This window comes from Alteromonas sp. H02 (genome assembly GCF_059682525.1).
Window position 1 is genome coordinate 2,118,577 of the sequence record NZ_CM185021.1, and the last position, 26,303, is coordinate 2,144,879.

Consider the following 26,303-nt stretch of genomic DNA (forward strand, 5'->3'; position numbering starts at 1 on the left):
AGTTTGTGACCGATGTAGAAAAACTCCACGAAACGATTCAAAAGTTACGTTACGAAAACGGCCAGCTGCAACGCTTTAAGCAGATTAATCAGTTAATGCTGCATAGCCTGGATGCGATCATGTCGTCCACTCACCGAAGCGAGGTGTTTGCGCGTTTATTTGAAGTTATTGGTGAGATATTACCTTGTGATCAAATCCTCATTGCCCATCATAATGAAGAGCAAAGTACGGTGATTCCGGTTTGCAGCAGCATAGAGGGGAAAACCTTTAAACCCTTGCGCTACACCGATTTAACCAACGTTTTTGAAGAAACAATGAACGTATTTAATGTGGCTTTGATCCCGGGGTGGAAAGCCCATCTGGGGGATTGGTTACCGGATGCGAACTCGGTGCTCATTCACCCAATCAGTACCTCCCAGGCAAAATATATCTGGCTGATATCCGATAAAAATATTGGTGCATTTTCTAAGCAGTACGAAGATATCTTCGTATCTTTTAGTGCGTTTGTCGCGAATACCTTGTCTCATTTTGAACAACGTAGTCTTATCCGCGAGCGCGAAACCCTGCTTGAGGAACGCGACCGTATTGAAAAATCGATGATTCACCAGGACAAAATGGCCGCGCTGGGACAATTGGCTGCCGGTGTTGCCCACGAACTGAATAATCCGCTGGGTTTTATTAACAGCAACTTGTCCAGTTTGCAGGATTACATTGGCGATATCAGTGAGTTTGTCAGTAAGGCAACAGAATCGTCTGAGGCGATGAAAGCGCTGCACAAAAAGATGGATATAGACTATATTTTAACAGATACGGACGATTTGATTGATGAGTCGCTGCAAGGCATTCGGCGTGCCAGCGATATTATTGCCAATCTTAAGTCTTTCTCGCACCCGGATGAAAAAACCCGGGTTGATCTGGATTTAAACGCTGTTATTGAGCTGGCGCTGACAATAATCAAAACCCAGGCAAAAACGGTAGTGGATATCGATTTTACCCGTTGCGAAGAAAAGCCTGTCATTCACGTTAACGCTAATCAGCTTGCCCAGGTCTTTATCAACATTGTGACTAATGCAATCCAGGCGATAACCGATAAAGCAGGTAGGATCGCGATCACTATTCAGGCGGGAAACAATAGCGTGGATTGCCGCATAGCAGATAACGGGCCGGGTATTCCGGCTGCGGTGGCGGCTAAAATTTTTGATCCCTTCTTCACCACCAAAACCGTGGGAATGGGAACCGGACTGGGATTATCCATTTCAAAAGCCATTGTTGAAAAGTACGGTGGCGAGTTACATCTTGAGTCGAGCAGTGCTAAAGGCACCTGCTTTTTGATCCGATTACCACGGGTCAGTAAATAATCGATGCACGCATAGCGCAGGGTAATTAAAAGGACGTTTACAGCCGGTTCAGAGTGGAGGAATCAATGGCTAATGAGACAACACCGAAAGTATTTGAATCGACCTTCGAACAGTGTGGCATAGGCCTGGCCCATGTTAGCCCTGAAGGGGGATTTATTCGCGTCAATGCCGCACTCAGTAGCTTTCTTGGCTACAGTAAAGAAGAGTTGGTAAAGCTGGATTTTCAGGATATTACCCATCCTGACTATCTCGACAAAGACCTACAGCGCGTGGCGGAGTTACTGGATGGATTCTACGATTCCTATCAGATGGAAAAACTCTATATCCATAAAAATGGCAAGATGGTGTGGGGTAACCTTACCGTTACGCTGGTGCGAAATGAAGATGAGACGCCGGCTTTTTTCATCTCTGTGGTGGAGGATATTGATGAGAAGAAACGTATAGAACAGGATTATTTTGAGTCCCAGGAAACCCTTCGTTCTATTATCAGTTCGTTATCTGATCGCATGGCAGTGAGCGTCGTCAGCCCCGACCTGACGTCTTTAGTTTACATTAATGAGGGTTATCAGCGTATCTGGGGGCGCAGTGCCAAGGAACTCTACGATAATCCAAGAAGCTTTATCGGTCACATCCATGTGGCAGACAGGCCCCGGGTAATGGATTTTTACCGGCACACCATTACTAACCCCTGGACCTTTGAATATCGTATTATGCGCGATGATGGCGAGCTTCGATACATTCGAGAACGTGGCGAAGTGATCCGCGCTTCCTGTGGTGAAGTGATAAGTCTGGTGATTACTGCAGATGACATTACTCACGATAAACAAATGCATGAAGCATTAAAGTCTGCCAATGAAAAGCTAAATGTGTTGTCCAGAACCGATGGCCTGACCGGGATAGATAATCGCCGCGAATGTTTAGCTGCATTGGATGCCGAATTTAAACGCCTGCGGCGAATTGGCGAACGTACCACGTCCACTCTGGCATTCTTAGATCTTGATAAGTTTAAGCAGATCAACGACCAGTATGGTCATCAGAAAGGCGATAAGGCACTGGTGCTCCTCACCGAACGGATAAAATCCACCATGCGCTCAAATGACCTGGTGGGGCGCTATGGGGGCGATGAATTTTTGCTGTTGTTAAGAGATACCCGGGACTATGAAGCCCAGCATCTGATTGACCGTATCTTTGCTGAGCCTTTGATAGTCAGGAGTGAGCGTTCACAGGAGATCCTGATTCAGTGCTCAATTGGCATGTCCCAGTGGCATCAGGAGCTGGAAAACGTTCAGCAATGGATTGAGGAAGCTGACAGACAGATGTATCACGTAAAAGGGAATAAGGCATCCTAGCTACCTTTTTAATAGTTAACAATTATCTTTGCCAGTCCGGCCGCACAGCTGCCTTACCCTCATGTGTATGTTGCACAATCAGGTAAGGTTAGCTGGGCCGGTGTAAGACTAATAGCCTTGCTCTTTGCCCCAGGCGGCAATTGTGGCTCTTTCCTCATCGGTCATATTGGTTTTATTTAAAAACGGCATATCCCGGGTAACGGTGGTGCGATTCACCAGCTGACGGCCCTGACGCTCAATGTCGGCCCAGTTATCGAGTTTCACTCCCAGCGGCGCAACCTTGAAGATGTCGTCGGTAGGGGTCGCTGAGTGACAGCCTACACAGTGGGTTTCTACCAGTTCCAGCACTTGCTTATCCAGCGCCGACAGCGAAGCGGTTTGCCCTTCACTCACTGCCGCTGTGGGGGCAACGCTTACCTCAGGCGGCGGTTTTGGCCAGGACACCCACAGCGCTACTGCAAGTAAACCCAGCATACCACTTACCAACACAGCCGGACTGAACTTACCCACATGACGCAAATTAAAAAAGTGCCTGATCCACGCAGATAGTGCCATGATCGCTACTAATACTAACCAGTTTTGCGGGTGCTGATAAGTCATCGGATAATGATTACTAATCATGATGAACAGGATGGGTAACGTCAGATAGTTGTTATGCACCGAACGCAATTTAGCGCCTGCTCCCCAGGCCGGATCGACGGCTTGTTTAGCGGCAACGGCATCAACCATTTTGCGCTGCGCGGGCATGATGTTGAGCCACACATTGGCCACCATAATCGAACCAATTAGGGCGCCTACGTGAATATAAGCGCCGCGGCCACTGAACCAATGGGTCGCCAGATAACTGGCCACAACTAACAACGCGGTAAGGGCAATGGCGAACACTTTAGGGTAGTTGGCAAGCGGTGAACGACAGGCCAGCTCATAAAGCAAAACACCGCTGGCCAGTAAACCGAGTCCGCGGGCAATTGCTTCACCTTCGCTAAGCGCCATCACCGACGGGTCGATAAGATACGCCGATGCGGCAAAGTAATACACGATGATCAGCAACGCGAAGCCGCTTAGCCAGGTGGAGTAGGCTTCCCACTTAAACCAGTGCAGGGTTTTTGGCATGACTTCAGGGCCATAAGCATATTTGCCGACCTCATAAAAACCGCCGCCGTGCACAGCCCATAAATCGCCTTTAATGCCTTTTTGTTTTTTCCAGTCCGGCGGTGTTTCCAGGCTGTTATCCAGCCAGATAAAATAAAACGAGGCACCAATCCACGCAATGCCGGCGATTACGTGAAACCAGCGTACAAATAATGAAAGCCAATCAAGCCACACCATGGTTAGAGCTCCTGTTGTTGATATTGTGGTTGACCTGCCACATAGGTGGCCACAGTGGCGCGATCGTCGCCGAGCATGGTCAGGGCAAAAAGGGTGTCTTCGCAGGTACTTTCTGTATCGATGCGTAGCTGAGTAAGGGCATCAAAGCGGGGATTAAGCACCACAAAGTCGGCATCACTGCCCGGATTAAGGTTACCAATTTGATCACTGAGTCCCAGACTATCAGCGGCGCCCTGGGTCAGCATATAAAAGCCTTGTAGCGACGACAGGCTGTAATTGCGTAACTGGCAAATCTTATAAGCCTCGCCAAGGGTTCTGAGCAGGTTAAAACTGGTGCCGCCGCCTACATCGGTAGCCAGTGTGACCGGTACGCCGAATTTTTCGGCTTTGCTCAGTTCAAATAAGCCGCTGCCTAAAAATAAGTTAGATGTCGGGCAGAAAGCCGCAATGGCGCCGCTGTCAGCCATGCGCTGCCACTCACTGTCAGACAGATGAATACAGTGGCCATAAACCGCTCTGGGACGCACCATATGGTATTTCTCGTACACCGCCAGGTAATCTTCGCACTCGGGGTACAGCGTTTTAACCCAGGCGATCTCATCGTGATTTTCTGATAGGTGGGTCTGGATAAAAACGTCTTCATATTGCTGCGCGAGCTCTCCCAGTGCAGCCATTTGTGCGCTACTGCTGGTAGGTGCAAAGCGCGGAGTGAGGGCATAGTAATTGCGCCCCTTGCCATGATAGCGGTCGATTAAGTCGGCACTATCGCGCTGAGCTGATTCGGGCGTATCCTGTAGCCAGTCCGGGCAGTGCCTGTCCATGCACACTTTACCGGCCACGGTGAGCATATTGCGCTGGCTGGCCGCCTCAAACAGCGCCTCGGTAGCGACCTTATGCACGCTTGAATAAACCAGCCCGGTAGTGGTGCCGTTTTTCAGGCATTCGGTTAAAAAGGCGTCGGCCATGGTGTTGGCAAAGTCGGCATCTTCAAACTGTCGCTCCGCCGGAAAGGTAAAGTTATCCAGCCAGGTCAGCAATTGTTCACCGTAACTGGCTATTATCTCGGTTTGCGGAAAATGCAGGTGGGTATCAATAAGTCCCGGAATAATAACCCGGCCTGAGTAATCGATAACGTCTACATCGGCATAGCGTGCTTTCAGCGCTGAAAAGTCGCCAAGATCGGCAATTTTGCCGTCTTTTATCAGCATTGCACCATCTTTAAAGCTCTGCAGATCGCTGTGATACTGTGTTGTTGAGCGCGGGTAATGATAAAGCGTACCGCGAATGAGTTGTGTCGTTGCCACTAGCTACCCCGGTAACTGCTAAAACCAAACGGCGAGATAAGCAGTGGCACATGGTAGTGGCCACCGTCTTCGGTCATCTCAAAATGGATATCAACGAAGGGATAAAATGACTGACCATGGTTAGCAATCAGGTAGTCTTTGCACTCAAAACGAATGGCATAAATACCGGCGCTGAAAGTCATATCGGGCCAATCCATACAACGTCCATCGCTGTTGGTAACGGCGGTTACCTGACTGCCGTCCGGGCCGGTAAGTGTGACCGGCATATCGGCAACCGGTTTACCTGAAGTGGTATCTAGCACATGGCTGGATAAACTGATCATTATGAAGCTTCCTGTGTTGGTGCGCTTAACCCTTTGGTCAGGCGTAGCAGGGTGATTTTGATTTGTTCGGCAGCGGCGTTTTCGAGCTCGCTGACCGTATCGTTGGGCAAGCGTTTTTGCAGCGCTTGAAGCATGGTATCGGCGCTAAGCCCGGTGGCACAGATAATAAAGATAAAGCCGTGTTTGTTAAGGTACTCATGATTAAGCGTATGCAGCACCTGCAGTGTTTCTTCGCTGGCTACCGCAGTGCCTTGCTGTTCTGATGCTGCGGTGTCTTTGGTGTTGGCGAATTTGGCCCTGAGACTGTTTACATCACCAATCATCGGGTGCGCTTCAAAGGCCTGGCGGTAATCGCTTTCGGTGAGCGATTCCCACACTTCTACCGCGTAGCTGTATACATCAGCAGCGCTTTTATACGGCCGGCCTGTGACCATGGCATTAACCCAGCGCTCAGCCGCGCAGCTGGCTTCAAACCAGTCGTAAGCGGCATTATCGTCCAGTTGATTTAATTCATTGAGTGTCATGAAGTACTTCCTTTTTCGTGTTGACAGTGCCGGATGCTGCTGAGCCAGTAACCCCATGCAAGCGCTGAATAATTTGTGCGCTTACCGATACAGCCACTTCCACGGGCAGTTTGCCCGGTATTTCACTAAGGCCAATGGGGGTCACGAAGTGCGCGAGTTGCTGTTCGCTGATCCCTTTACTTTGTAAACGGTGGACAAACCGTTTCGCTTTGGTCTGAGAGCCAATCATACCTACGTAAGGTAAATCCGGGTGTTTGAGGGCTTTTTCGGCCAGCTCAAAATCCAGTTGATGATCGTGGGTCATAATTACCACCCAGCTGCCACCGGGTAACAATGGAATTTCGCCAACCGGCTCATCGTCACACAGATAGTCCACATTCGCCGGCAGGGGGCCGGTGGGCGTAAGTGACTCGCGGTTATCAATCCAGCGCACAGACAGTGGTAGCTGCGCGAGGACAGGCACCAGTGCCTGGGCCACATGACCCGCGCCAAACAGCGCCAGTACCTGGCGGTGACTAACGTGGGTTTCTATCAGCAATTTTACTGCGCCGCCACAGCACTGGCCCAGTTTACTGGCCAGCGGAAAAGGGTGGACCGCCTGTTGGTTCTGGCGCTGGTTGACACTGTCTGCCAGAGCCTGCCGGGCCAGCTCTATGGCTTTAAACTCCAGGTGACCGCCACCAATGGTGTCAAACTGGCGGTCAGCAGTGACGACCATTTTGGTGCCTTGTTCACGGGGCGTGGAGCCAGCCGTGGTAAGTACCGTGATAAGCGCATAACCCTCGGCGTGTTGTTCGCAATAGTGAATAGCCTCGAACCAGCGTCGTACCTGCCATTTTTCGTTTTGCATATTACTGCTCTCCACCGGCATTCTGTATGGCGTTAATGGCCATCAGGACTTTTTCTGGTGTGGCCGGGGCAGGCAGATCAGGATCCACCTTATAATCGGCCAGACTGGCAATGGCGTCTTTAATTGCGCACCACACGGAGATGGCCAGCATAAAGGGTGGCTCCCCTACGGCTTTGGAGTGATAAATACTGTCTTCGGCGTTGGGCCGATCAAACAGCGCGACGTTAAAGTGTGCAGGCGTATCGCCAATTGCCGGTATTTTATAGGTGGCCATGTTATTAGATATTAACCGGCCGCTGTCATCCCAGCGTAAATCTTCGGTGGTGAGCCAGCCCATGCCCTGAATAAAGCCACCTTCAATCTGGCCGCGGTCAATGGCGGGGTTAAGGCTGGTACCTACGTCATGGAGGATATCCACTTTATCGAGGGTATATTCGCCGGTCAGGGTATCCACACTGACTTCAGAAACAGCCGCGCCGTTGGCAAAGTAAAAGAACGGCCGGCCAGAGCCGGTTTCGCGATCGTAGTATATTTTGGGCGTGCGGTAGTAGCCGGTAGCCGATAACGAAATACGCGCCATGTAGGCATTCTGAATTAACTGGGTAAAGGGCAGGTGATGACCGCCGGCGCTTACCTGACCCGCCGCAAAGATCACATCTTCTGCCGGCACGTTAAATTGTTCGGCAAAGAAAGCGGCCAGGCGCTCTTTAATAGTAATACAGGCATTTTGTGCGGCTTTACCGTTAAGGTCGGTACCACTTGATGCCGCTGTGGGCGAGGTATTAGGCACTTTATCAGTGCGCGTGGCGGTTACCTCGATATTATCCAGCGTTACGCCAAATTCATGGGCCACAATCTGGCCGATTTTAGTGTGCAGACCCTGGCCCATTTCGGTACCACCGTGATTAACCTGAATACTGCCATCGGTGTAGATATGCAGCAGTGCACCAGCCTGATTAAGGTGTTTGGCGGTAAATGAAATACCAAATTTTACCGGCGTCAGGGCCAGACCTTTTTTGATTATCGGGCTGGCAGCGTTAAACGCTTTTACTTCTTCGCGGCGCTGCCAGTAATTGCTGTTGGCCTCCAGTTTGCCAATCAGGTCGGCCAGAATATCCTGCTCCAGTGGCATCCCGTATGGGGTAACCGTACCATTCTCTTCACCATAAAGGTTGAGCTTACGCACGCTTAACGGGTCCAGCCCGGTTTTTCGGGCTACCACGTCCATCATCAGCTCGGCCATAATAAGCCCTTGTGGGCCGCCAAACCCCCGGAATGCCGTATGTGACACAATGTTGGTTTTAAGGCGGTGGCCGGTGATATGGGTATCGCCTAACTGATAGGCGTTATCAACGTGAAACATGGCGCGGTCGACAATGGCGTCTGATAAATCCGGTGAGTGGCCACAGTTGCCCGATACGGTGACTTTGGCACCCAGCATTTTGCCGGTTTCATTAAAGGCAATTTCATAGTCGTTTTCAAAAGGGTGACGTTTGCCGGTGGCTTGCATATCGAGCATGCGCGGCAGGCGCATTTTTACCGCGCGCCGGGTACGCAGTGCAAAAACCGCAGCCAGACAGGCCCACTGGGCCGCCTGGGATTCTTTACCACCAAAACCACCACCCATACGGCGCATGTCCACTGCCACGCGGTGCAATTTGACATCCAGCACTTCGGCCACCAGTTTTTGCACCTCACTGGGATGCTGACTGGAGGTAAAAATGCTCATGCGATCTTCTTCTTCAGGGATCGCCAGGCTCACCTGACCTTCCAGATACATATGTTCCTGACCGCCCACTGATAAATGACCAGATGCGGTAAGTGGTGCGGTTTGCAGGGTGTTACTGACATCACCACGACCAAATTCATGGGTAGGGCGCACCTTGGCATCGGCAGCCAGCGCTTCATGAGTGGTGAGAATAGCCTCTGCCTCGGCAAAGGTCATGGTGGCTTTAGTGGCGGCAACCCGCGCTTGTTCCTGGGTTTCTGCCAGTACGGCGAAGACCGGCTGGCCATGAAATTTGACTTCGTTATCAAGCAGAATGGGGTCGCCACCAAACACCGGGCCTATATCGGTATGGCCGGGAATATCACTGATAGTAATGATGTCGATAACACCGGGAGAGTGTTTTACGGCGCTGAGATCCAGTGAAGTCAAAGTGCCACTGGCGACATTGGTCACTCCAACGCTGGCATAGCATAACGATGCTGGCGCGGGGATATCGTCGACATACCTTGCGCTGCCCGAGACCTGGCGGATGGCACTTTCGTGTTTTTCAGAGCGCAGCAGCGGTGAGTGTTCGGCCTTGTGTGAAGGTTGATCGACAAGTTTACGCATATGCTGTCACCCGGGTTGTGGCTAATAGTTCAGATTGTGTTTCAAACCAGAAGCGCTGCCATAAATTGGCGAGAATTTGTTTACGATAGCTCGCGCTGGCCCGCACATCATCAATGGGGGAAAAAGCCTCAGCCAGGATTTTCATGCCCAGTTGGCGGGTACTTTGATCACTCCAGGTTTTACCCAGCAAGCGCTGTTCCAGCTCTTCGCAACTAACCGGAGTAGCGGCCACACCGCCAAAACCTGAGCTGATAGCACTAACGCTGCCGTTGTCCAGCGTTACCGTGAACACGGCACAGACCGCAGATATATCATCTTCGTGGCGTTTGGAGACTTTATAGGCTTTTAACTGTGTCTGGTCATCCAAATGGTTAAAGCGAATAGCGCTTATCCACTCTTTATCGGCCAAAACGGTTTGGCGATAGCCGGTGAAAAATTTATCGGCCGGGACCTCGCGGTATTCGCTGCCGTTATCAATAATAACGGTGGCATTCACGGCCAGTAGTACCGGCGGCATATCCCCGATGGGAGATGCATTGGCTATATTGCCGCCAAGCGTGGCCTGATTTCTTATAGGCAGGGAGGCGAAGCGGTCAATCAGTTCGTGTAACTGAGGAAAATGCTCGTGCAGCACCGGTGCGATGTCGCTGAGGGGCAACGCTGCACCAACGGTAACCGCTTGTTTGTCTACCTTCAGTTCACGGCATTCCTTAACCCGGGTAGTGCTTACCAGGGTTGGGAGGGTTTTTAACTGTTGGGTATATTCAAGTGACAAATCGGTGCTACCGGCAACAAAACGGGCATCCGGATGTTCCTCTAGCAAGGCTGCCATGGCTTCACGGCTCGAAGGTAAATAAACCTTGTTTATCACCGGCGTGGATGTCTCAGCGGCGATGGCCTGTAGCTGTTTAAGTACCTCGCTCTCCTGTACGGTGAACTTATCCGCGTCCCGATGTGCGCAACTATCTATTGTCGCATCTATGATTGGCCGGTAGCCGGTACACCGGCACAGATTGCCTGACAGCGCTGTGTTAACGGTTTCACGCGTAGCGGGTTGGTCAGTATGGTAAAGCGCAAACATCGACATCACAAAACCCGGCGTACAAAAACCACACTGACTGCCGTGATGTTCAACCATGGCTTGCTGCACCGGGTGCAGGGTGTTGCCGTCACTGAGGTGTTCCACTGTGATCAGCTGTTTACCATGTAGCGCAGCCATGAGCGTTATACAACTGTTCACACTGCGGTAAAAAATACCGGTTTGGGAAGGGGCAATTTCACCAAGAACGACCGTGCATGCACCACAATCGCCCGCTGCACAGCCTTCCTTGCTGCCTGTCAGCGCTTTCTGGTCACGCAAGTATTGCTGTACAGACACTTCTGCAGCATCTTTTTCTAACGTAACTAATTCATTATTAAGTAAAAATTTTATCATCCTGTGCTCCGGGCCTGAGATGGCGGGCTAATTAGCGCATACCATACCGGAAATACTATTCAAAAAGTAGACCAAGTGGTCAGTTTTTTGTGTTTAAATAGCGCTGCAGCCTAACCGGCATGCGAACCAGGCGTTATCAGGTAGGACGCCTGCCAGGCTTCTGCCTGCTCTTGGTAAAGTGTAGCGCAGGATACTGCGACGACAATTACGTGGACTGACCACTTGCTCTGCAAAAAAATGACTAAGTGGTCAGGAAATTGCTGTAAATCAGACTCAGTACTGAGACAAAGCAACGAGAAAGTGACAAGATATAGCATGAATGGACATCCGCCCGCTATCACAGGCAGGGCGATGCCTGATGACATTCAGGTGCTCAGTCAATTTCAGTGAAAAACAAGGAACGCAGTATTAATGGCGAGTAAATCGAAAATGGACGGTAGTATCGGGGCTAAGAACAAACAGAAAATTCTGGTCGCGGCTGAAAAGGCTTTCGCAACTTACGGTTTTAAGGGTACTTCGGTACAGCAAATTGCTGACGAGGCGGAGTTACCGAAAACCAATATTCTGTATTATTTTAAATCCAAGCAGGGCTTATACGTGGCCATGTTGCAGGACATTATGTCGCTGTGGAATTCACGCTTCGACCAGGTGACCGAAGACGACGATCCGGCAGAGTCGCTGGCTGATTATATCGCCGATAAAATGACCATGTCGCGAACCCATCCCCAGGCGTCTAAAATTTTCGCCATGGAAGTGCTCAATGGCGCGCCTTATCTCAATAAGTTTTTCAGCAATGAGCACGTAGCCTGGATGGAAGGGCGTGTTGCTATTTTGAATAGCTGGATAGCCCAGGGGCGGATGACCGCCGTAGATCCGCTGTATCTGTTATTTCATATCTGGGCCTGCACCCAGCACTACGCCGATTTTTCGGCACAAATTACCAGTTTGCGAGGCAAGACCATGAAACGGGCAGACTTTGATGAAGCTACCCGCCAGCTGGTGCAATTGATATTGTCAGGCTGTGGTCTTACCGTGCCTGAAAAATACGCGGAGTCAGCGAAATGAGTGATTATCCAAGAGATCTGATTGGCTACGGTGCCAACCCACCGCATCCACGCTGGCCGGGCAATGCTAGAGTGGCGGTACAGTTTGTGCTGAATTACGAAGAAGGCGGTGAAAATTGTGTGCTGCACGGTGACAGCCACTCTGAGATCTTTCTGTCCGAGATTATTGGTGCACAAGCCTATCCGGACCGGCACCTGAGCATGGAATCAATCTATGAATATGGTTCCCGTGCTGGCTTCTGGCGTCTGCACCGCCTGTTCACTCAGGCTAACATTCCACTCACCGTGTTTGGCGTGACCATGGCACTTGAGCGTCACCCTGAAGTGGTTAAAGCCATGCTCGATGCCGACTGGGAAATCGCCAGTCATGCACTACGCTGGATCCATTTTCAGGACATGGATATCAACGAAGAACGGGCCCAGATTGAAGAGTCTGTGATGCGCCATAAAGCGCTCACGGGTAAAGTCCCCGCAGGTTGGTATACCGGCCGCACCAGTCCGAATACTTTGGCATTAATCGCTGAGCGTGACGATATTCTATATTGCGCCGACTCCTATGCCGACGATTTACCTTACTATGATACGCATTACAGTAAGCCGTTGCTGATGATACCTTATACTTTGGATACCAATGATATGCGGTTTGCCACACCACAGGGCTTTAACAGTGGTGAACAGTTTTTCACTTATCTGAAAGATGCTTTCGATGTGTTGTATGAAGAAGGGCAGGACGCCCCCAAAATGTTATCCATAGGTTTGCATAATCGTATCATTGGCCGTCCGGCCCGGTTTGCTGCGTTAAAGCGCTTTGTTGAGTATGTGCAGAGTCATGATCAGGTATGGTGTTGTACCAGAGAGCAAATCGCTCAGCACTGGGCCGAGCACTTTCCTTACGGCGAAAAATAACCGTTGTACATTGAGTAGTTATTATAAACTTCACCGTCATACCGGATAGCTGCCAGGGCAGCTTCCGGCATGACGGTGTCTTTTTCGTCGCACCGGCTGAAAAAACTGTCATACCGGCCCAATAGTTCGCAATAACCGAACGGGTAAAAGCCGGTGTCTTAACATCGTATTGTAGCCTTAAAAATCACTGTAATACCGCCCAAATAAATCTGTCATACCGGCCTGCGAGCCGGTATCTTTTAAACAGTTTGACTACCTGAAACAGTATTTTTTGGGTGAGCAAAACTTTTCTGGAGATACCGGATAGCGGCTAAAGCCGCTTCCGGTATGACGAGTAGAGGTGAGTTCGGCGCGTTAGCGTGTTTTTGCTTTTTATTTGGTTCTTTGTATCGCGAAATACTGTCACCGGGCAGATCAAGTAAAAGCGAAGAGGCATCATGGATGATGGCTCCGGTCAGGAGGGCAGGACGCCCTCTCTGACCGATAGGTTTTACCTGCCCGGTGACAGTATGCACCTTCGCGATTAAAGAACTGGAAGGTTTCCAAAGGGGAGCCATCTCCCCTTTGGGTGCAGTCGGCACCCCGACAGGATGTGGAGATTACCGAAGATGTTGATATCACTCTTGTTGACTGAGCAAAACTTTTCAGGAGATACCGGATAGCTGCCAGGGCAGCTTCCGGCATGACGGTGTCTTTTTCGTCGCACCGGCTGAAAAAACTGTCATACCTGCCCGGTGACAGTATGCACCTTCGCGATTAAAGAACTGGAAAAAAGCTGTTGTGAAGAGCAAAGGGGAGCCATCTCCCCTTTGGGTGCAGTCGGCACCCCGACAGGATGTGGAGATTACCGAAGATATTGATATCACTCTTGTTGACTGAGTAAACCTTTTCAGGAGATACCGGATAGCTGCCAGGGCAGCTTCCGGTATGACGGGATGCAATAGTCTATTTTGTTACCTGGTGTATCTCATACTTTAAAGGCCGAAGGCGTAGCGCAGAATAAACACCAGTGCCAACAGATAAGTAATAAAGCTGATTTCCTTGTGCTTACCAGTACCCAGCTTTACACCCACATAGGTGATGAAACCCAGCGCTATCCCTTCACTGATACTAAAGGTGAGTGGCATAGCCATTAGGGCAACGACTGCTGTAGCGGTAGCGCCAAGATCATCGAACTCAAGATGACGAATCGATTCCATCATTAAGATACCCACCATCACCAGTGCCGGTGTGGTGGCCATCAGCGGAATGATTTTCATCAGAGGTGTTAAAAATAGCGCCAGCAGGAAGCAGATACCCACCACAATAGCGGTGAGGCCGGTTCGGCCACCGGCTGAAGCGCCGGCTGCTGATTCCACATAACTGGTTACCGGTGAAGTACCTAAAGCCGCGCCGACCACGCTGGCAGACGCATCGGCGGTCATCGCAGCGCCAATCTTTGGCAGTTTGTCTTCTTCATTGAGCAGGTTAGCCCGGCGTGAAACGCCAATCAGGGTACCGATGGTATCGAACATGTTGACGAACATCAGGGCAAATATCAGATCCCAGGTTTCAGCGAAATGTTCCAGCGGATACATAATATCCATGGCAAACCAGGTGTCACTGATAGGCTCAGGCATACCGACAATAGCCTCTGGTGTCGGCGTTAGCATGCCGTCTTCAGTTGGAATAATAAATCCCATCAGGGTGAGCAGAATAATCGACAGCAGAATACCGCCGGTAACGTTTTTCTTTACCAGAATGACAGTAAGCAGAATCCCGGCGAGGGCAAGCATAACCGCGGGGTTAGATAAGTCACCAATGGTTACAAAGGTTGCCTGGTTAGACACGATCAAACCGGCATTTTTGAGACCGATAAATGCGATAAACAAGCCGATTCCGCATTGCACGCCTATTTTAAGAGAGGGAGGAATGGCTTCGGCAATTAAGGTTCGCACCCCGGTCAGGGTTAATAATAAGAACAGCACACCGTTCCAGAATACGATGCCCAGGGCGGCTTCCCAGGGGATTTCCCGGGTCATACAAATGGTAAAAGCAAAAAAGGCGTTAAGGCCCATACCCGGTGCCAGTGCAATCGGGTAGTTGGTCATAAACGCCATTAGCATGGTGCCCAAACAGGCGGCCAGTGCCGTAACTGTTATCAAGCCGGTAGCCGGCATGCCGCTTAAGCCCAGAATGCCCGGGTTAACCACCAGAATATAAGACATTGCTGCAAACGTGGTCAGGCCGGCGATCACCTCGGTTTTAATGGTGGTGCCGTGGGCCTCAAGTTTGAAAAGCCGCTCTATCAGCGATGATGACATAGTGAATCTCTTTTATGGTTTGTAATTGTTGAGTGTGTTGGCTTAGTGCAAGCAAAAAACTGACCATTTAGTCAAAGAGTTGGTCTGGTATCTGCTAGACTTTTATATATCACAATAAACGGTTGGTACCGAACAGACCAATCTTACTATAAATCAGTTTGATGCAGGCTATTTTGGCATGGAGCCATTCAAAGATGCACCTAAATGGTGAATTTGCCTGACAACAGTGCGCGAGGGAGCCCGTTACGCGATGAGACTTATTGATTTAATTGAGCAATTGCCAAAAACCGAATTGCACCTGCATATAGAAGGCACACTGGAGCCAGAGCTGATGTGGGCGCTGGCGGAGAAACACGGGGTGTCGTTGCCCTACGATTCCGTAGAGGCCATTAAAGCAGCCTATCAGTTTGACAATCTACAGAGTTTCCTGGACCTGTATTATCAGGGCGCAGACGTGCTGCGCGAGGAAGAAGACTTTTACCAGCTGATGCGCAGTTATTTACAGCATTGTCATGCCGATAACATCGTACATACCGAGATCATGTTTGATCCGCAAACCCATACCGAGAGGGGCGTCGGATTTGATGTGTTTATGCCGGGTTTCCTACGCGCTATTGATGAAGCGAAAGCTCAATGGGGTATTAGCGTATACCTGATAATGTCGTTTTTGCGCCATCTCTCTGAGGCATCGGCTATTGAAACGCTTAATAACGCTCGGGACTATTACCCGGTTATTAAGGCAGTGGGGCTGGATAGTTCGGAGCAGGGTAATCCGCCGGAAAAGTTCGTGAAGGTGTTTACTGCCGCACGGGCGTTGGGCTTCAAATGTGTTGCCCATGCTGGTGAGGAAGGGCCACCGGATTACATTTGGCAAGCTCTGGATCTGCTTAAAATAGATCGCGTCGATCACGGTGTCAGAGCCGAGGAAGACGCACAACTTATCAAGCGTTTACGCGACAGCGGCATGGCGCTAACGGTGTGTCCGCAAAGTAATATTAAGTTGTGTGTATTTGATAATATGGCGCAACACAATATTCTCGATCTGCTCGAGCAGGGGCTGTGTGTAACGGTTAACTCTGACGATCCGAGCTATTTTGGTGGCTATCTGAACGACAATTACAAAGCGTTAATGACCCATCTGGCGATGAATGAAACGGCGCTGGTTCAACTGGTTAAAAACAGTTTTATTGGGTCCTTTTTGCCGGCCGAGGAAAAGAATAAGTGGCTACGGTGTATTGATAACCTGGTGGCCAAAGCGGCTTAAGTTTTTCGTTGCGGATAACAAGAAGGGGCCAGAAGGCCCCTTTCTTGTATTCGCTGCAGGTTCTGCAGAATTACTGCTGACCCGGCAGGGTATCCTGATACTTGTCCCAGTTAAGGACAATTTCATCAATCACGGTACTACCGACTGTATAAGCGGCTTCCAGTGATGGCAGCATGCCGGCATAGCCAGCGCCGGAGCTTTCCGAGGCGAGGTTTTCGGCAGCGGTCATGCCTGTTGGCTGCATGGTAAAGTTACTGGCAGTACGTAACACCATCACGCGTTTTTTATCGGCCAGACCGGCGTTATCCAGGTAGGTCAGAGCCTGATAGCTGCCGGTGTCTTCCATGCCGGAAGTCATAAAGTTGCCTTTGCCGTTGGTCCAGAAAGCTGTCCAGTCGTTTGCCCAGTCGTTAAACAGTTTGCCATGCCAGAAGGTAGATGCGGACAAGTGGTCGCCGCGTAAAACTTTAGGAGGCAATTGCGCTGCCGGCATTTCGGTGTACTTGCTGCGTAATGCCAGCATGGCATCGGTATCCATTAACTCGATATCCTTGGTGAGGTTGAATGCCCAGTCTACCAGCGTGGTATTCAACTGAAAGACTTCACCGTTACGGGCAACAACCTCTCCTTCCTGCTCTGGATAAGGTTCGTTGGCAAAGAGAGGGAAGTAACCTGTTGACCAGTCTTCCGGGATTTCCCGGGCATCAATCTGATGCGCCAGATCGCCGTCAACCAGGTAATCCGTCCATACCGCAGAGCCAATAGAAGCATCCTGAGGGTCGATACCGGCAATACCCGCAATCAGCCAGTAGGCTTTGGTTAAATCAAAGGAGAGTCCAGTCCCAGCGCGGTAAACGCCGATGAAGCGCGGGCAATCCCCATACCGGTGACCATGCCCAGTACGCCTTTTTCCGGGTTGTAATAAAGGTCGTGGAAGCCGTGCGGGAAGGGATACTTTTCAGTCAGGCCGTAACGCTCTTTCCAGAACTGAAATTCGCCGGGGCGATCACCTTCGTCTTCGCCAATTTCAAACATGGCAACAACAACGGCTTTTACTTGCAGTTTTTCGGCGCTTTCAGCCGGTGTTTTTACCGCTTCTGCGGGAGTGGTTTGTGTAGGAGCATCCGTGCCCGGCTGGCAGGCGCTCAAAGCCAGACAGCTCAATAAACTTAATAAAACGATACGCATAATAACTCCGTTAAACAAAAAAACTGCATGCCAAAGCATGCCGTTATTATCGTACAAAATGTAGCTTAGAACTTATAAGAGAACTTAGCACTGAAATGGCGAGGTAATTCCGGTAACACTATTTGTCCGCCGAACAAGTCCGGGAAGTTAGCACGGAAGTAACGCTCATCGGTCAGGTTTTTCACTGTCAGGTTCACGCCAAAGTTTTCGTCCTGATAAGACAGACCTGCGTTAACCACGGTATAGGCTGGAAGCGTTACCGCACCAGAGAAGCCTGACTTTGTAGAATCAGCGTCAATAACGCTAACGCTGGTCGCATAGCCATTCTGGAAGTCATAGGTTGCCGTTAACGAGTAAATGTTTTCCGGAATACCGGCTTTAATCGCGCCAGGGTTAGTCGACCCTTCACCAACAGCAAAGTTACCGATTGGCAGACCACCGTAGATAGCTGATGGATTTTCCAGATCAGGGAAGTCTTCAGCACCCAGGAATCCAAACTGGAAGCCGTTGTCTAAGGCTGTAATATTAACCACTTCAGTATTAGAGTACCCGGCGGTTACTACTAAACTTTCGTTAACTACCCAACGCAGTTCAAACTCAGTCCCTTCAGTTTTAGTGGTGTTGTTGGTGATAACCATTTGCGAGTTAAGGTCAGTACGCTCTTGCTCATAGATTGACAGGGCGAAGTACAAAGTATCTTCCAGAAACGAACCTTTAACACCGTATTCAACCAGCTCTGAGGTATCCATAGCGGCACCAGACTCGATATTGGCAGTCCAGATTTCCGCACCCTGACCGGCTACCAGAGTAGTCTGGTCAGCAACCGTTACATAAGGGATCAGGCCAAACGGCGTATTATAAGAAATACTGGCATTCCATGAAGTACCGTCGAGTGTGTTTGAGGCACTGACCGGAGCGGTTACGTCACCTTCACCACCAAAGCCGAGAATGGACTGGCCATCTTCAGACAGGCTGATAAATGAATTGGAACCATTGCCGAACAGCAGTTTATCAACCGGTATACGGCTTTCCAGATCGACGCTGTCGTAGCGTGCGCCGAGAACAACATTAAGACCCCAATCCCAGGTCAGATCGGTCATTACCGCGAAACCCAGATCCAGGTAATTACCGATGTAATAATCAGTGTAGTCGTTGTCATAGCGAGTAGACAATAAGCGTCTGTCCAGCGCCGTTGATGGCATAGTCAGGTCGCGACGGTCAAAGAACTCGTGGTGAAAATCATCGCCGTGCTCAAAGTCGGTATAACGCAGAGAGGGTGACACCTGAACCTTGGCGTAAAGCGAATCAAACTCATAGTCGGCGCTGAATACCACTTTGTCCTCAACAACCCAGCTGTCGTGGAACTGCGAGAAACCATAAGCATTTTCGTTGATATTTTCGTAGGCTTCGTAAAACAACTGGTTTTTGATTTCCCAGTTAGAGTCCGAATAGTAAATAACGTCAAAGTACAACGTTGTTACATCATTTTCCAAACGGTCATCAGCGGCAACCAGTACCTGATTACCTTTAAGTTTAGCGGTACCCGGATTATCCAGTTGCATCAAATCGTCAAAATCATCATCCGTCCAGCCAGCTGGCGTTGGAGTATAAATGAAGGGGTTGATAAGATTTTCGACGGCATCGTATTCCTGATGCGAAATCGAGCCATCGCCATCAGTATCCAATGGCTTGGCGGTACCTGTAATGTAAGTACCGTTATCAATCAGGTCCTGTGTTAATCGGTTCCAACCGGCAACCTGATTACCCGCGTAATCGTGGTACATACCACCAAACTGAATGTTAACGTTATCACTCACATCAACGTCAAAAGCTGCCTGAATGATAGTTTGGTCGGTCTGGGTGTTGTCATAATAACTGCCAGAATTCTCAAGCTCACCGTACACGTAGAAACCCATATCTTTACCAGCGATGGTCGCCGGACCACCCACTTCAGCGGTCAGAACGCTTTTATCCCAGGTGCCCATGGTGTAAGACATTGCGCCAGTAGGCTCATCAATGTACTTACCACGTCCCACTGCAGCTGATTTTGGATTAAAGTTCAGATAACCGCCAATTTTAGCCGGACCATAAATTGGCGAGGCCGGACCACGAACAATATCAACCCGGCTTGATGCACCAATTGGCGTAGGGTAGTTACCCGGGTTGTCCAGACGCTTCATGCCACGGAAATAAGCTTCACCAGGGTTACCACGAATATCCAGGGAACCGGCTACACCAAAAAATGACTGGGTAAAGGTACCTGGAGCGAAAGCGACCAGTTCGTCAATGTCGGATACGTTAAACCGTTCCATCTGCTCATCAGAGATAGTTGATGCTGAACGAGGCGTTTCCAGAATTGACTTACCAAAACCGAAAACAGCTTCGACGTCCTGGCCAGGTAAGCTGCCCAGAGATCCTTTTACTTCAATTTTTTCGATTTCAGCATCAGAAGGCTCTTCCTGCGCAAAGGCAGCAGTTGATAGCATCAGACTGCTGGTGACGGCCAGCGCAATCGGTGCCACACTAAATTTGGTCGTTTTCATGGTGTTCCTCATGTTCTCGGATTTTTTGTTAATTTAAGTGAGATTTAGCTATGCAGACTTGCACATTGCAGGTTTAGTGCCAAAATCCTGTCCATGTGGTCAGGGTTGGTTTTGTTTTTAATTGATTGATATTTAAAGATAAAAATCATGGCCCTACAATGTCTTTTCGTTACTTAATTGTTAACGACGAATGTTTGTTCAGTGCGATGCACCATTTCAGGGAGTATTATCTGAACACTGCACCATGTAAACCTGAAGCCCGATCGGGACCGGGCCAGCTGTTTATTTCTCTGTAAATGGCTGTTGCTTTGTATCGTCAGTTTGCAAACTATCGGTACTGGTTTCGGCTTCTTTATTGCCAGGTAACACCACGGTCAGGACAATTGCAGTTAACCCGGCGGTGGTAACCGGAGATACAAATATGTTGCCGAGCCACGGTGGCAACTGGGCAAGCACGTCACCCACCATCATCACGCCCAGTCCCATGCCAAGCGAACAGGCGGTAATCAGGCTGTTGCGCTGAGTCAATGGCTCGCTGGTCAGGATTTTAACACCGCCAACAGCGACCATGGCAAACATCACCAGTGTAGCGCCGCCCAGCACAGGTTTCGGAATAGCTTGCAGGACTGCACCGATAAAGGGAAATACGCCAAGAACTACAAATACTGCCGCCACAAAGTAGCCCACTTTACGACTGGCTATGCCTGTCATCTGTATTACGCCGTTATTTTGCCCGAAGGTGGTGTTGGGAAAGGTACAAAAGATGGCCGCCATCAATGAGTTAAAACCATCACCCAGAATGCCGGCCCGGATCCGTTTGAGGTATTTTTCACCGCGGATCGGTAACTGACAAAATAAACTGTTGGCGGTGAGATCGCCGGCCGTTTCAATAGCCGTAAAAAAGTAAATTAACGCAATAGGTAAAAACAGCGACCAGTCAAAGTTGAAGCCGTATTTAAAGGGTTGCGGAAAGCTGAAAACCGGTAGCGATGTCAGCGCCGTGAAATCGGTCATGCCAGCAAAAAAAGCGATAAGTGTACCCAGGCTCATACCGATAAAAATGGCGGATAATCTTAACCAGCGGTTACGATGGGCATTAAAGAAAATAATCACCAGTAGTACAGTTAGTCCCAGGTTTAAATTTTCCACACTGCCAAAATCATCACTGTTAAAACCGCCCGCCAGGTCTGTCATGCCGACCTTTATCAGTGAAATACCAATGGCAATGATCACAACTCCGGTGGTAATAGGGGTTATCACGCGTTTGAGCTGAGTAATAAACTGGCTCAGAATAATTTCAACGAATGCGCCCCAGAAACAGACGCCAAACATCATGGCGAGGATATCGTCGTTCGTTCCTCCCCGGGCTTTAATCGTCGTCCCGACCATCAGCAAAGCACTGATAAAGGCAAAGCTGGTACCCTGAATCGCCACCAGCCCACTGCCTACCGGGCCAAATCCCCGGGTCTGGATAAAGGTTCCGATACCGGTAACCAGCAGCGCCATGCTGATCAGGTAGGGCACTTCTGCCTGTAAACCCAACGCCGATGCGATGATCAGCGTAGGGGTGACTACGCCAATAAAACTGGCCAGAACGTGTTGCACCGCCGCCGTCAGGCTGACCATAAAGCCGGGCTTATCTTCCAGTGCGTAAAGTATGTGATGCTGTGACATTCGCTATCCTTGATGACACAAAGTGGGTTGATAGTCGCAGATAAAACGCCGTTTGGGGGCGGCTTGCGGTAATGACGAAACGCCGTCACGGGCAAGGGCTTCTGCAAACTGGCGCAAACGCTGCTCGTAAGTGGTTAGCGCGGCTTGTTTATCGTCTTCGGCTAAAAAACTGTGTTTAAGTGACTGACGGGCAAGGCCGGTCAGCTCCTGCCAGGATAAGTTAAACTCTTTTACCGCTACGTAATATTCATCGGTAAGAGTGCTGTCCCACATACCGCGATCGTCAGTAGCCAGCGCCACCGGAATATCGGTGCGCAAATACTCCGGAAATGGATGACTGGCATAATCTTCTGTGTAGTCGAGCAGGCGGTTACTGATCAGGTTAATTTCAATGAGGTACGGGCCATGGCGCATCAACAGCAGGGTGTCCGGATCGGTAATGGTGTTCAGGCCGTGGCCAATGCGCTGCGCGCCAAGCAGCAGGGTGTCTTTTACATGCTGGTTAGGTTCATCAACTTCACCGGCGTGAATAGCCAGATTAATCGCCGGATACTGGCGGCGTAATTCCCGTAACACCGGCAGGAAACGCAGAGGATAACCTTTGTCGTTATCCTCGCGGCCCACCATGTTTATGCCCACATAGAGGTCGCGATGCTGATCGACAAAGTCATACATCCAGCGCAAATGCTTTTCTGCATGGGGTAAAAAGCGCAGCAGAGCGTATTGAAAACGCACCGTAACGCCGGTTTGTCTGGCGGCTTTTGAGGCCAGCATATCGGTATAGACCTTCAGCGACGCTGCCGGCGACATTAACTCGCCCTCAGGAGTAATACTGCGATCCACATTCACCTGCGTTTCAAGGTATTGTAAGCCCTCGGCCGCGAATGCCTGCATATTTTTCAGCAGAATGTGGGCGCCAATATGCGGGTTGTTCGTCAGTTGGTTAAGTCGCTGCCAGTGGCGCTCAAAGAACTCATTGCGCCCTTCATGGGCTTTATCCAGGCGAATACTGTTGAACCAGGCGAGTTTGGTATTTTCGTCCAGTTCACTGAGTAATTCGTATTCCTGTTTTTCACAGTCATTCAACGCGGCATAGGTGGAGGCCTGAATGGTCCGGAATAACAGGTTCTGCGGATTAGGCCCGAACTCATTGGTACCGTAGCCGCGGCATTGCAGTAAACGGGTTTTAGTGTAGTAACGGTAACCACCATTTTGTTCCGGGCGGGTGGCAATGTCGTACCACCATTCGCTAAAGCCGGCACCACTTAAGTGATGGTGCAAATCGCCGCCTTTTGGCAGTGACCACAGCAATTTATAAAGGGTCTGGTCACTGGCACTCTGCTTGAATTCCCGGAACCAGGTGTTCATGTCGGCACTGAATACCGACAGTGAAGTCAGCGTCAGGGCGGCGGCAAACAGGATACGAAACAAAGGGGAGGCTGAACGGCGGCTATTGCACCGGTAAAACATACTGCACATATTGCTCACTGTAGACATAAAAAAAGACGTTACGGGTGAAGCAATAATCTGACCATTTGGTCCGAATGGCGGGGCAACATTTAAGTTGCTGTATTTTAAAGATTATAATTACGCTGTGTAGTTTGCGCTTGCGGCGTTAAAAAGCCACTGCACCAGAGAGGGGCGTGACTGACTCATGAGCAGCCAGCCCCATACGGAGAACTCTGTGCGTTTAATTAATAAGGGAAGCCGTCGGGCAGGGTAACAAAAATCGAATGGCGGACTTCATTGTACATGGCGCGGCTGCAATGGCCTTCGCCTTCGGTATCTTCCAGTAATAACACATCACCGGCACCGTACACGTGGCGCTCTCCATTCGACACGGTAAACTCAGCGCGGCCTTTTAAAATGAACAGTAACTGGCGTGCTGGTGCAGGGTGCCATTTAAAGTCGTAGTCGGCGGGTGTTTCGCGAAAAATAATCGAACCTGCAGGGATCTTCTCTGATAATAAGCCGATTGGGCCGCCATCTTTAAGCGGGATTTCGGCTTCACCAAAATGGCTCTTACCGTCTGCATCATTATAAATTCTGGGTATCTTCATGCGTATCATCCTTCTACTTGATAAATGGCCTAAAAGTCAGGCGAAAAAGCGTCTAAAAATCGATAAATAACCTGTAAGCTGGCGGCAACGTCGGCGCTGGTCACTGACTCACCAGGATGGTGACTAATACCGCCTTTGCAGCGCACAAACAACATGCTTACCGGGCATATAGCATCCATGGCCATGGCATCATGGCCAGCTCCCGAGGGTAAACTAACAGCGTTATGGCCGCTTAGCTGAATAGCCTGGGACAAGGTTTGCGACAGGTAAGGATCGCAATGCACGGCATCGGCATGGTGGGTTTGCTGCCAGTTAACATCTATATGACGGCGCTGGGCAATATCGCGGAACACTTCTTCAATCAGTTGCAATGCCGCGTCCCGTTTATGGTCGTGCTCGCTGCGGATATCAAGTGAGAAGTTTACCTGACCAGGGATCACGTTTACTGCACCCGGCCTGGTTTCTAGTCGGCCGACGGTGGCCACAATGCCAAACTGGCTGGCAATAGACTCTACCGCCAGGACCATTTCGCTTGCGGCAACCAGGGCGTCCTGGCGCATATCCATGGGGACCGTACCCGCGTGCCCGGCCATACCGTTTAACTGCACATTCAGGCGTTTAGCCCCGGCAATTGCGGTTACCCAGCCTACCGGCAGGTTCTTGTCTTCCAGTACCGGCCCTTGTTCTATGTGTACTTCGAGGTAGCCCAGCACGCTGTCGGGCTTAAGCGTTGCATCGCCCACCTTATCGAAAGCCAGACCGAACTCGGTCATCGCTTCAGGCAGTGACACCTTGTTCTCATCACGCAGTAACTGCCAGTCTTCTTTCCAGCGGCCGGTTAACGCGCGGCTACCCAGCAACGTAGAGCCAAAGCGGGTACCTTCTTCATCGCCAAAGCCGACGATATCAATATGAAACGGAAAACGGATGCCGTTTTCGAAACAATGATGTACCACCGCCAGCGGCGCAATGACGCCTAGCATGCCATCGTACTTACCACCGTTGGGCACGGTATCGAGGTGACTACCAAGCACCAGTGAACGCGCGTTGGCGTCGGTGCTGTGATAACGGCCCCATTGATTACCCGCGGCGTCCTGCCAGACTGTCATTCCGGCCTCGCGCATCCATTGGGCGACTACATCATTCGCCTGACGATGCTGAGGGGTAAGGTAGCGACGGTCAACGATGCCGGGCGACTGCGTAATCGCACCGAGCTGATCGCAACGTAACATCACCTGGTTGGCCAGGCTGGCAAAATCCATCATAGTGATGAACCCGAAAAGCTATCCAGCGCGGCGTCAACACCACCACCAGCAGGCAGCTTGTGCCCGGCGCGGCGTAACACGGTTTCCAGCGACTGCAGGGTGTGCAGTACGGCATCTTTTCGCGCGTTGTAACCCATGGTGCCAATCCGCCAGATACGGCCTTTCAGCGGACCGAAGCTGGTACCAATTTCAATATTAAAATCCAGCAACAGTTGCTGGCGGATTTGCTCGCCATCCACGCCATCAGGAATTTCCACGCCCACTACGTTATGCATTTTGTGCGCGAGGTTACCAAAAGGCTCAAGGTTCAGCGCCTGTACACCGGCCAGCATGGCATCGCCGGCCTGTTTATGGCGGGCAATACTGTTATCAATGCCTTCCTCGATCAGATTAATGGCGCATTCCCGAGCACAAAACAGCATCGAAGCGGCTTCGGTGTGGTGATTCAGGCGTTCCTCACCCCAGTAGTCAAGCAGCATGGGAATATCAAAGTAGTTAGAGCGTATGCGACTGCCCGAGCCTGACTGGTGGGCAGATTCGCGAATACCGGCTTCAACGTGATGACGCTTGCGCACCAGTTCTACATAGCGATCGCTTAAGGTTATCGGTGCGCTACCAGAAGGGCCGCCTAAACATTTCTGCAGACCAACGGATACCGCATCGAGCTGCCATTCATCGGTTTTAAACGGGTTACCGCCAATGGATGCCGTGGCATCAGAGTAGAACAACACGTCGTAGCGTCGGCAAATCTCACCTAAGTGCTCCAGTGGCTGCAGCATGGTGGTGGAGGTATCGCCCTGAACTACCGCCAGCATTTTAGGCTGTACTTCGCGAATGGCTTTTTCGATTTGCTCAGGTTCAAATACCTCGCCCCAGGGCACTTCAATACTGTGTACTTCGGCACCGGCACGCTCGGCAATTTCACACAGCAGGTGGCCAAAGCGGCCAAAAATGGGCACCAGCACCTTATCGCCGGGCTCCAGTGCGGAGACCAGCACGGCTTCGATACCCGCGCGTGAAGTACCATCGACTAACAAAGTATGGTGATTGTTGGTCTCAAAGACCTGACGATACAACGCCATCACTTCATTCATGCAACTGGTCATAGCCGGGTCGTACTGGCCAACCAGCTGTTGTGACATGGCCGTTAACACCCGCGGATAGCAGTTTATCGGACCTGGGCCCATCAGCAGTCGGGGTGGCATGGTTAAGGGTTTCATTTTTTC

General features: G+C 50.5%; 19 protein-coding genes and 1 pseudogene. 5 read left to right on the forward strand and 15 right to left on the reverse strand.

The features are described 5' to 3' along the window. Positions 1–5 precede the first annotated feature (5 nt). Both AC566Q_RS09715 and AC566Q_RS09720 read left to right on the forward strand, forming a co-directional pair. Complete coding sequence (locus AC566Q_RS09715; RefSeq protein WP_499616189.1) at positions 6–1,358, forward strand: sensor histidine kinase; 1,353 nt, start codon at positions 6–8, stop codon at positions 1,356–1,358. Positions 1,359–1,423: 65 nt separating this feature from the next. Continuing rightward, positions 1,424–2,707, forward strand: a complete 1,284-nt coding sequence (locus AC566Q_RS09720; protein WP_105936649.1) for a diguanylate cyclase — start codon at positions 1,424–1,426, stop codon at positions 2,705–2,707. 108 nt (positions 2,708–2,815) lie between these two features. Here AC566Q_RS09720 and AC566Q_RS09725 read toward each other — a convergent pair whose 3' ends face one another. Genes AC566Q_RS09725 through xdhA form a run of 7 tightly spaced genes read right to left on the reverse strand, consistent with a single transcriptional unit; the run spans position 2,816 to position 10,810 of the window. Further along, positions 2,816–4,036: a urate hydroxylase PuuD gene (locus tag AC566Q_RS09725; protein ID WP_105936648.1), complete on the reverse strand. Its 1,221-nt coding sequence runs from the start codon at positions 4,034–4,036 to the stop codon at positions 2,816–2,818. A 2-nt stretch (positions 4,037–4,038) separates the two neighbouring features. Continuing rightward, positions 4,039–5,340, reverse strand: coding sequence for a guanine deaminase (gene guaD / locus AC566Q_RS09730; RefSeq protein WP_499616193.1), 1,302 nt, complete (start codon positions 5,338–5,340; stop codon positions 4,039–4,041). Then, complete coding sequence (gene uraH / locus AC566Q_RS09735) at positions 5,340–5,663, reverse strand: hydroxyisourate hydrolase (protein ID WP_105936646.1); 324 nt, start codon at positions 5,661–5,663, stop codon at positions 5,340–5,342. Before uraH ends, guaD begins: the two co-directional genes overlap by 1 nt. After that, on the reverse strand, positions 5,663–6,187 hold the full coding sequence (gene uraD / locus AC566Q_RS09740; protein ID WP_105936645.1) for a 2-oxo-4-hydroxy-4-carboxy-5-ureidoimidazoline decarboxylase: 525 nt from the start codon (positions 6,185–6,187) through the stop codon (positions 5,663–5,665). The genes uraH and uraD overlap by 1 nt, the downstream gene beginning before the upstream one ends. Beyond that, positions 6,174–7,037, reverse strand: a complete 864-nt coding sequence (gene xdhC / locus AC566Q_RS09745; RefSeq protein WP_164464628.1) for a xanthine dehydrogenase accessory protein XdhC — start codon at positions 7,035–7,037, stop codon at positions 6,174–6,176. The genes uraD and xdhC overlap by 14 nt, the downstream gene beginning before the upstream one ends. Position 7,038: 1 nt before the next feature. Continuing rightward, positions 7,039–9,375: a xanthine dehydrogenase molybdopterin binding subunit gene (gene xdhB / locus AC566Q_RS09750; RefSeq protein WP_105936643.1), complete on the reverse strand. Its 2,337-nt coding sequence runs from the start codon at positions 9,373–9,375 to the stop codon at positions 7,039–7,041. Beyond that, entirely contained in the window at positions 9,368–10,810 is a 1,443-nt protein-coding gene (gene xdhA / locus AC566Q_RS09755; protein WP_499616197.1) for a xanthine dehydrogenase small subunit, read from the reverse strand. The genes xdhB and xdhA overlap by 8 nt, the downstream gene beginning before the upstream one ends. A gap of 411 nt (positions 10,811–11,221) precedes the next feature. On the opposite strand from xdhA, the gene AC566Q_RS09760 reads away from it, so the two are divergent. Continuing rightward, a complete protein-coding gene (locus AC566Q_RS09760; protein WP_499616200.1) occupies positions 11,222–11,875 on the forward strand; it encodes a TetR family transcriptional regulator C-terminal domain-containing protein in 654 nt (217 codons plus the stop codon). Beyond that, positions 11,872–12,780 (forward strand): allantoinase PuuE, encoded by a 909-nt coding sequence (gene puuE / locus AC566Q_RS09765; RefSeq protein ID WP_105936640.1) that lies wholly within the window; start codon positions 11,872–11,874, stop codon positions 12,778–12,780. Before AC566Q_RS09760 ends, puuE begins: the two co-directional genes overlap by 4 nt. A 974-nt stretch (positions 12,781–13,754) precedes the next feature. Here puuE and AC566Q_RS09770 read toward each other — a convergent pair. Then, positions 13,755–15,083: an NCS2 family permease gene (locus tag AC566Q_RS09770; RefSeq protein ID WP_499616203.1), complete on the reverse strand. Its 1,329-nt coding sequence runs from the start codon at positions 15,081–15,083 to the stop codon at positions 13,755–13,757. A gap of 250 nt (positions 15,084–15,333) precedes the next feature. Here AC566Q_RS09770 and AC566Q_RS09775 point away from each other — a divergent pair, with 250 nt between their 5' ends. Then, complete coding sequence (locus tag AC566Q_RS09775) at positions 15,334–16,347, forward strand: adenosine deaminase (protein ID WP_499616206.1); 1,014 nt, start codon at positions 15,334–15,336, stop codon at positions 16,345–16,347. 70 nt (positions 16,348–16,417) lie between these two features. Here the strand turns inward: AC566Q_RS09775 and AC566Q_RS09780 are convergent. The 7 genes and pseudogenes from AC566Q_RS09780 to AC566Q_RS09810 all read right to left on the reverse strand — a co-directional run bounded on the left by AC566Q_RS09780 (position 16,418) and on the right by AC566Q_RS09810 (position 26,297). Beyond that, a pseudogene (locus tag AC566Q_RS09780) lies at positions 16,418–17,574 on the reverse strand (purine nucleoside permease). Between the two features lie 26 nt (positions 17,575–17,600). Beyond that, positions 17,601–20,078 (reverse strand): TonB-dependent siderophore receptor, encoded by a 2,478-nt coding sequence (locus AC566Q_RS09785; RefSeq protein ID WP_123325271.1) that lies wholly within the window; start codon positions 20,076–20,078, stop codon positions 17,601–17,603. Between the two features lie 282 nt (positions 20,079–20,360). Continuing rightward, positions 20,361–21,752, reverse strand: a complete 1,392-nt coding sequence (locus tag AC566Q_RS09790; RefSeq protein WP_499616209.1) for a uracil-xanthine permease family protein — start codon at positions 21,750–21,752, stop codon at positions 20,361–20,363. Between the two features lie 3 nt (positions 21,753–21,755). Continuing rightward, positions 21,756–23,249: an adenosine deaminase family protein gene (locus AC566Q_RS09795; RefSeq protein ID WP_499616211.1), complete on the reverse strand. Its 1,494-nt coding sequence runs from the start codon at positions 23,247–23,249 to the stop codon at positions 21,756–21,758. 197 nt (positions 23,250–23,446) lie between these two features. Then, entirely contained in the window at positions 23,447–23,812 is a 366-nt protein-coding gene (locus tag AC566Q_RS09800) for an AraC family ligand binding domain-containing protein (RefSeq protein ID WP_105936632.1), read from the reverse strand. Positions 23,813–23,841: 29 nt separating this feature from the next. Next, positions 23,842–25,077 (reverse strand): allantoate amidohydrolase, encoded by a 1,236-nt coding sequence (locus AC566Q_RS09805; RefSeq protein ID WP_499616214.1) that lies wholly within the window; start codon positions 25,075–25,077, stop codon positions 23,842–23,844. Further along, a complete protein-coding gene (locus AC566Q_RS09810; RefSeq protein ID WP_499616217.1) occupies positions 25,074–26,297 on the reverse strand; it encodes a pyridoxal-phosphate-dependent aminotransferase family protein in 1,224 nt (407 codons plus the stop codon). Before AC566Q_RS09810 ends, AC566Q_RS09805 begins: the two co-directional genes overlap by 4 nt. Positions 26,298–26,303: the final 6 nt, after the last annotated feature.